Annotated in this window: 8 protein-coding genes; 5 read left to right on the plus strand and 3 right to left on the minus strand. The window is 54.9% G+C overall.

The window, feature by feature from the left end; genetic code table 11:
- Positions 1-130 precede the first annotated feature (130 nt).
- The 4 genes from PHP98_11210 to PHP98_11225 all read left to right on the plus strand — a co-directional run bounded on the left by PHP98_11210 (position 131) and on the right by PHP98_11225 (position 2,566).
- Positions 131-433 carry a hypothetical protein gene (locus PHP98_11210; GenBank protein MDD5484197.1) on the plus strand — a complete coding sequence of 101 codons (303 nt, stop codon included), beginning with the start codon at positions 131-133 and terminating at the stop codon, positions 431-433.
- Positions 434-512: 79 nt separating this feature from the next.
- Positions 513-1,067 (plus strand): type II secretion system protein, encoded by a 555-nt coding sequence (locus PHP98_11215; GenBank protein MDD5484198.1) that lies wholly within the window; start codon positions 513-515, stop codon positions 1,065-1,067.
- Positions 1,068-1,222: 155 nt separating this feature from the next.
- Positions 1,223-1,873, plus strand: coding sequence for a prepilin-type N-terminal cleavage/methylation domain-containing protein (locus PHP98_11220; GenBank protein ID MDD5484199.1), 651 nt, complete (start codon positions 1,223-1,225; stop codon positions 1,871-1,873).
- A gap of 162 nt (positions 1,874-2,035) precedes the next feature.
- Positions 2,036-2,566, plus strand: coding sequence for a prepilin-type N-terminal cleavage/methylation domain-containing protein (locus PHP98_11225; GenBank protein ID MDD5484200.1), 531 nt, complete (start codon positions 2,036-2,038; stop codon positions 2,564-2,566).
- A 32-nt stretch (positions 2,567-2,598) separates the two neighbouring features.
- On the opposite strand, the gene PHP98_11230 is transcribed toward PHP98_11225, so the two are convergent.
- The 3 genes from PHP98_11230 to proB form a co-directional block, all read right to left on the minus strand.
- The gene (locus PHP98_11230; protein MDD5484201.1) at positions 2,599-2,859 is read right to left on the minus strand and encodes a hypothetical protein; all 261 of its coding nucleotides are present in this window, start codon (positions 2,857-2,859) and stop codon (positions 2,599-2,601) included.
- A gap of 136 nt (positions 2,860-2,995) precedes the next feature.
- Positions 2,996-4,252, minus strand: a complete 1,257-nt coding sequence (locus PHP98_11235) for a glutamate-5-semialdehyde dehydrogenase (GenBank protein ID MDD5484202.1) — start codon at positions 4,250-4,252, stop codon at positions 2,996-2,998.
- Between the two features lie 31 nt (positions 4,253-4,283).
- Positions 4,284-5,510: a glutamate 5-kinase gene (proB, locus tag PHP98_11240; protein ID MDD5484203.1), complete on the minus strand. Its 1,227-nt coding sequence runs from the start codon at positions 5,508-5,510 to the stop codon at positions 4,284-4,286.
- A 172-nt stretch (positions 5,511-5,682) separates the two neighbouring features.
- Here proB and PHP98_11245 point away from each other — a divergent pair.
- A partial coding sequence (locus PHP98_11245; protein MDD5484204.1) for a vitamin B12 dependent methionine synthase occupies positions 5,683-6,328 on the plus strand: 646 nt, incomplete at its 3' end.

Raw genomic sequence — 6,328 nt, forward strand, 5'->3', positions numbered from 1 at the left:
TCTGACTGCAAATATGGATTGCCAAAACCGGCGGCGTCTGCTAGACTTGGGTCGATGAAGAATTACATTCCCCGCGAAATAGAACCCGTGTTGCACGGCATGTTGAAACATTCAGGAAACGTTCAAAGTCATGCTTGCAAAGGGAGTTTCTCCCCGGCTCTATTATCTCCGCACCAAAGGCGGACTGGAGGTGGATCTTCTCATTGAAGGCCGGGCCGGCGTTCTCCATCCTTTTGAATTCAAGCTCACCCGGACGCCGCGCAGGGAGATGGGCGACGCTATCGCGCGTTTTCGTTCGGAGTTCGGAAAGCTTAATCCGGCGCCGGGCGGACTGGTGACATTATCTGACCATGACGCACCGCTTACCCGCGACGCGCGGCTGATGCCTCTATCTGTTTTTCTTTCCAAAGCGGGAATACTGTCTTTGACGTAGAAATGAAAAATTGTTTGTATTAACCAGCCTATCGTTGCTATATTATAAATATTCAGCCGGCAAAACGGGGGAATAAAAAATGAGAAAAACTTCTGCCTTTCTTCGCGGCTTCACTCTTATTGAGCTTCTGGTCGTCATTTCCATCATCGCCATCCTGGCCGGCATGACCATTCCCACTTTTTATTACGCAAAACAGCGGGCCCGGGAAGCCGAGGCGCGCGTGACGGTCAAACAGCTTGAAACCGCCTTCAGGGCTTACCTGGACACCTACAAGGTCTGGCCGGACGCCTGGCCGGGCGCCTATGGCGCCCCGGGAGGGCCCAATGATATTAAGGGCGATATTTTTAAAACGCTGCGCGGCGAAAATATTTCCGACATGAACAAGCAGGAAATTGTGTTTTACGAGTTTGAAAGCTATACCAATTTCACGGACCAGACGACCGCCTATGATCCGTGGTCAAATCCAAAAGAAGATCCGTCAACGTGGCAGGCCTACCAGGTTATGTTTGACAAGGATTACGATAATAAAATCTCCCTGCCCGGCGAGCTTGGCGGAGGCGACGCTTACCGCAGCGTGGCGGTCTGGTCGGTCGGAAACCGCGACGAAACCAATATCATCGCCAGTTGGAAGTAGGAAAAGAGAGGCACAAAGGCAGAAGGCACAAAGTCGGAGGGGGAGAAGAGAGGCACAAAGGCAGAAATAAAGAATGTTCAAAGCGTTCTGTGCCTGTTCTGATTGTTTTGATCCTTTACATAGACATAAAACAGAAAGTCGGGATGAAGAATATAATGGTCAAAATGTTTAGGAAACTATGTGCCTTTGTGCCTTTGTGCCTTTGTGCCTCTCTTCGCACCTCTGTGCCTTTCCGCCGCGGGTTCACCCTGGTTGAGCTCATGCTCGTCATGGGCGTGATTGTTATCCTGATGACCCTGCTCTTCCCCGTGGTCATCGGCATGAAGGACAAAGCGCGCAAGAAACAGGCCCTGGCCGAGGCGCACGCGATTGTCCTGGCCCTCAAGGGCTACCGGATGGAATACGGCAAGTGGCCCAACCAGACCCAGGCCGGGGGCGACACAACTTATTTTACCAATAACCACAAGATTATTCAGCCGTTAATCGGACATCATCCGCGCGAAAACCCGCGCGGAAAGGTTTTTCTCTCCCTGCAACAATCCAACCAGACCGATACCGTCACTAATTTTACCGACCCCTGGGGGTCGCCCTACGTCATCTGCCTGGACGAAAACGCGGACGGAGATTGCATGATTGATTTTACAAACATCGTCTACGCCAACATTTTTGCCAATACCATATATGCTTACTCCGCAACCAATTATTTGATAGCTGATATGGAGGCGGTCGCGGCTTCATTCGCCAATACGACCAATGCAACGCTTGCCGCTCCTTTTGAAATTGAGACCTGGAGCGAGCCGCAGTAAGGGAAGAACACTCAAAGCACGAAATCCGAAATTCGAAACAAATCCAAATGACAGAAATGCAAAACAAAAAGGTTTAAGAAATTTTGAACATTGAAATTTGTTTCGGATTTCGATATTCGGATTTCGGATTTAGGCGATAGCTTTTTAGGAAACAAAAACGACATGTTAAGGTTAAATAATGGAGAGACTAACAAGCGTTTACCGCGCGCAGCGCGCGCCTTTACCCTGGTTGAACTCCTGGTGGTGATGGTGCTGATGGCGATCATCATCGGCATTTCCGTCCCGGCCTTCGTCGGCATGGGGCGCGGGGCCGGCATGCGCGGAGCGGTGCGCTCGGTTCACTCCTCGCTTTCCCTCGTCCGGCAATGGGCCATCACCCACCGCGAACAGGTTACTTTTGTCTACTGCAATGGGGACAATGCGGAATCCTATTTTTACGCCACCAACGAGTTCAACACGGCCATCATCAGCACCAATGAGCCGACCACGCTTCCCCTGGATGTGATCTTTTATTTCAGCTCCGGGACCAACGATTATATCACTTTCAAATCTGACGGCGGCCTGCTGGATGATGGTCATTTGGTCGACGGCCAAAAGATCGTCAACATTCGGGATAGAAAATTCAAGACCGAAGAAGCAAAAGGCAAGAAAATTTCAATCAACGGCCTGACCGGCGCCATCCGGGTGGAATAGCGCCCCCGGCAGGCCCGGACGGGGAAGTTTTATCAATGTTGCGGCATGATGATCTTTACAATGTCGGCCGCCGAGGAAATTTTTTCCCTGGTTTTACTTGATTCATCCTCGCGAAACCGCCTTCCTATCTCAAGGGCGGCCTTGATTTGCGCGATTTTTGTCGATCCCAGCCTTTTTATCTGCTGCCAGTCCCGGATATCGGTATGGCTTATATTCCGGTAGGCGCCAAATTGGCCAAGTGTTTTCCTGGCCAGATCAATCGCGCTAACCCCCTTTACGCCGGCGCGCAGCAAGATTGCCAGAAGCTCGGAATCGCTTAACGAGCGTTCGCCGGTTTTTAATAATTTCTCCCTGGGCCGGTCGGCCTGCGGCCAGGTATTTATTCCGGATTGTCGCCTCTTTGCCGCCCGCTTGTCCGCAATGTCTTTTTTATTTCCGGACCTGGCCGGAACCGAGGACCTGGTATTTATAAGCGGTCAATTCTTCCAGCCCCATCGGCCCGCGGGCGTGAAGTTTGTCGGTGGAAATGCCTATTTCCGCGCCCATCCCGAATTCGCCGCCGTCCGTGAAACGCGTGGAGGCGTTCACATACACGACCGCCGAATCCACCTGCTCCAGGAACATTTTCCGGGCCCGCGCGGATTCGGTAATAATCGCATCGGAATGATGCGACCCGTAATGATTGATATGCTCAATCGCCTCCCGGACTGATTTCACCACTTTCACGGCCAGCACCAGGTCCAGGTATTCGGCGCTCCAGTCCGTTTCAACGGCGGGTTTTATCGCGCCGGCCAGCGCGCAAGCGGCTTCATCCCCGCGCAATTCCACGCCCCTGCCGCTCAATTTCTCCGCCATAAGCGGTATGAAAGTTCCGGCCGTTTTTTCATGCACGAGCACTTTTTCAACCGCGTTGCAGACGGACGGCCGCTGGCACTTGGCATTTTCAATAATTTTCAACGCCATTTCCGGATGCGCATTTTCATCCACGTAAATATGGCAGACACCCTTGTAATGCTTGATGACCGGCGCCTTCGCGTTTTCCACGACCGCGCGGATGAGCTGTTCGCCGCCGCGCGGCATGACCAGGTCAATCAGACCCTCTAAACCGACCAGCGCCCGCACGGCTTCCCGATCCGTGGTCGTAACAAGCTGGATTGCGTCCGCGGGCAGTCCTTTTCCGCCGCCGGCCGCAGTCATCGCGTTTACTATCGCCTGATTGGAAAGGAGCGCTTCCTTTCCGCCGCGCAGGATGACGGCGTTGGCGGTTTTAATGCAAAGTCCGGCGGCATCGGCGGTTACACTGGGCCGCGACTCGTAAATGATCGCTATCACCCCGATCGGAACACGGCGCTTCACGATTCTAAGTCCGTTCGGCCGTTCCCAGCGGCGGATGGTCCGGCCGACCGGGTCTTTCAAGGCCGCGATTTCGCGCAGACCGCGCGCCATGGCCGCGACCCGGGCATCGGTCAATGCGAGGCGCTCAAGCATGGGCGCGGACAGCCCGGCCTGTTTCGCCGCCTCCAGATCGCGGGCATTGGCTTCCTTAATCGCATCCTTCCGCGCCTCTATCGCTTCGGCCATGGATTCAAGAATTGCATTCTTTTTGCCGGAGCCGAGAAGCGCCAGCCTCCGGGAAGCAACCACCGCGCGGCTGCCGATTGCCGCCATTTCATCATGAAGCGTCATTATTTTTCCCCTGAATTAATACTAAAACTGTTCAGGCGTCCGCATTCATCAAAACCAGGTTGTCGCGGTGAATTAATTCATCCGCCTTCTTGCTTCCCAAAAGACCGGCAATTTCATCCGTCCGGCGGCCCCTGACAACTTGGATTTCGCGGCTGGAATAAGTTGTCAGGCCGCGGGCGATCAGGCGCCCGGAGGCAGACAGTATATTCACCACCGCTCCGGCGGGAAAATCGCCCTCCACTTTTTTCACGCCGATGGCCAGAAGGCTCTTGCCGCCTTTTTCCAGGGCGGAACAGGCGCCGGCATCAATCGTAAGCGCGCCTTTCGGCCTGTGAAAAAACGCGATCCAGCGCTTCCGGTCGCAGATGGCGGCCAACCCGGCTTTTGCCGGAACGATAAGCGTCCCGACGTCCTCGCCGGCCATTATGCGCCGGATTATTCCGGGCCCGCGTCCGTCGGCAATAACCACGGGGGAGCCGGTCGTTTCCATGGCCAGGCGCGCCGACTCAAGCTTGCTTGCCATGCCGCCGGTGGAAAGCTCGCCGCCCTTGCCGCGCGCCAGTTTGAGAATATCGCCGGATATTTCAGAAAGATAACCTATCCGCTCGGATTTGCCGGCGGCCAGCGGCCGGATAAGACCGTCGGTCATGGTCAGCATAATCAATAAATCGGCTTTGATAAGATGGACGACGAGCGCGGCCAGAAGATCGTTGTCGCCGAATTTGATTTCATCAACCGCGACCACGTCGTTTTCGTTGATAACCGGGATCACTCCCGCGCGCAACATGGCCATAATGGTATTTCTGGCGTTGAGATGGCGCGCGCGGTGTTTAAGGTCGTCATGCGTCAGTAAAACCTGGCCGACAAGTTTGTTTTCCGCCGTAAAAACCCGGTCATAGCGGGTCATCAGGCGGCTCTGGCCGACGGCCGCCGCCATCTGGAGCTCATGCAAACTGCCCGGCCGCCGGCGCATGCCGAGCGCCTGCATGCCGGTCCCGATGGCCCCGGACGTTACCACGACCACTTCGTGTTTCCGGCCGCACAAAGCGGCAATATCGCCGGCCAGCGCCTTGAACCGCCGGGTTTCAGGCCGGCCGGAATCCTGAACCAGGACGCGACTGCCGATTTTAACCACAACCCGCCTGGCAGCGCCGAGTGCGGCCCGGGCTTCCGATTCGGATAAAGAACAGGTTTTCACGGGGTTATTGTAGCATGGATGACCGGTCGTGTCCATAATCAGAAAAAATTCAGGTTTCACATTGACTCGGGCGCGTAACTGCGGGTATAAGCAATGTGGCCAAATATGGAGGTAACCGTGCGCTTCCTCCGGTGTTGCGCAACAATCAAAGCCCTGTAACATTTTGGATACTCCCGGGGCCGGCGATCCGCCGCCTCTTGAGCCAGACGCTTCAGCACAAGAATCAGAAACTATGGAAATTATCGCCGACATTCCCTTTGAACTAAATTTACCGGCCCTCGCCCGAACCGTGCGCCTGGAAGCGGGAACCGCCGACGCCCTGGAATTTGAATCCCTGGCAAATGAAGTCCGGGAAATCGCCAAGCCAAAGGCGCTGTACAAGGAATGCTTTGTGGAAAAAACCGGTAACGATACGGTCCGGATTGACAATATTGACTTTACAAGCCGGGTCTTAAGCCGGAATCTGGGAAAGACAGCGCGGGTCTTCGCTTACGTGGCGACCTGCGGGCGGGAAGTTGACCAGATCAAAATTCCGCCGGACAATTATCTGAAAAATTTCTGGATGGATACAATCAAAGCCGCCTTGCTGGCATGCAGTATCGGCCATTTTGGGAAAATTATCAGACGCCGCTACCGGCTCGGAGAAAAAACAGCCCACATGAATCCCGGCTCCGGCGACGCGGAAGTGTGGCCGATTGAACAGCAGCAAGGCCTGTTTGCCGTCCTGGGCGATGTGGAAAGCCTGATCGGCGTCCGGCTGACCCCGGAAAGCCTGATGATCCCCAATAAATCGGTTTCCGGAATCTGTTTCCCGACCGAGATCAACTTCCGGTCATGCCGGCTCTGCCGCCGTGAAAATTGCCCCGACCGGAAAGCCC

Source organism: Kiritimatiellia bacterium, assembly GCA_028715905.1.
In the GTDB taxonomy this organism is placed as follows: Bacteria; Verrucomicrobiota; Kiritimatiellia; order JAAZAB01; family JAAZAB01; genus JAQUQV01.

Excerpts from the sequence above, each read along its gene's own strand:
- PHP98_11210 (MDD5484197.1), top strand. The coding sequence starts at position 131 with ATGCTTGCAAAGGGAGTTTCTCCCCGGCTCTATTATCTCCGCACCAAA.
- PHP98_11215 (MDD5484198.1), top strand. The coding sequence starts at position 513 with ATGAGAAAAACTTCTGCCTTTCTTCGCGGCTTCACTCTTATTGAGCTT.
- PHP98_11220 (MDD5484199.1), top strand. The coding sequence starts at position 1,223 with ATGGTCAAAATGTTTAGGAAACTATGTGCCTTTGTGCCTTTGTGCCTT.
- PHP98_11225 (MDD5484200.1), top strand. The coding sequence starts at position 2,036 with ATGTTAAGGTTAAATAATGGAGAGACTAACAAGCGTTTACCGCGCGCA.
- PHP98_11235 (MDD5484202.1), bottom strand. The coding sequence starts at position 4,252 with ATGACGCTTCATGATGAAATGGCGGCAATCGGCAGCCGCGCGGTGGTT.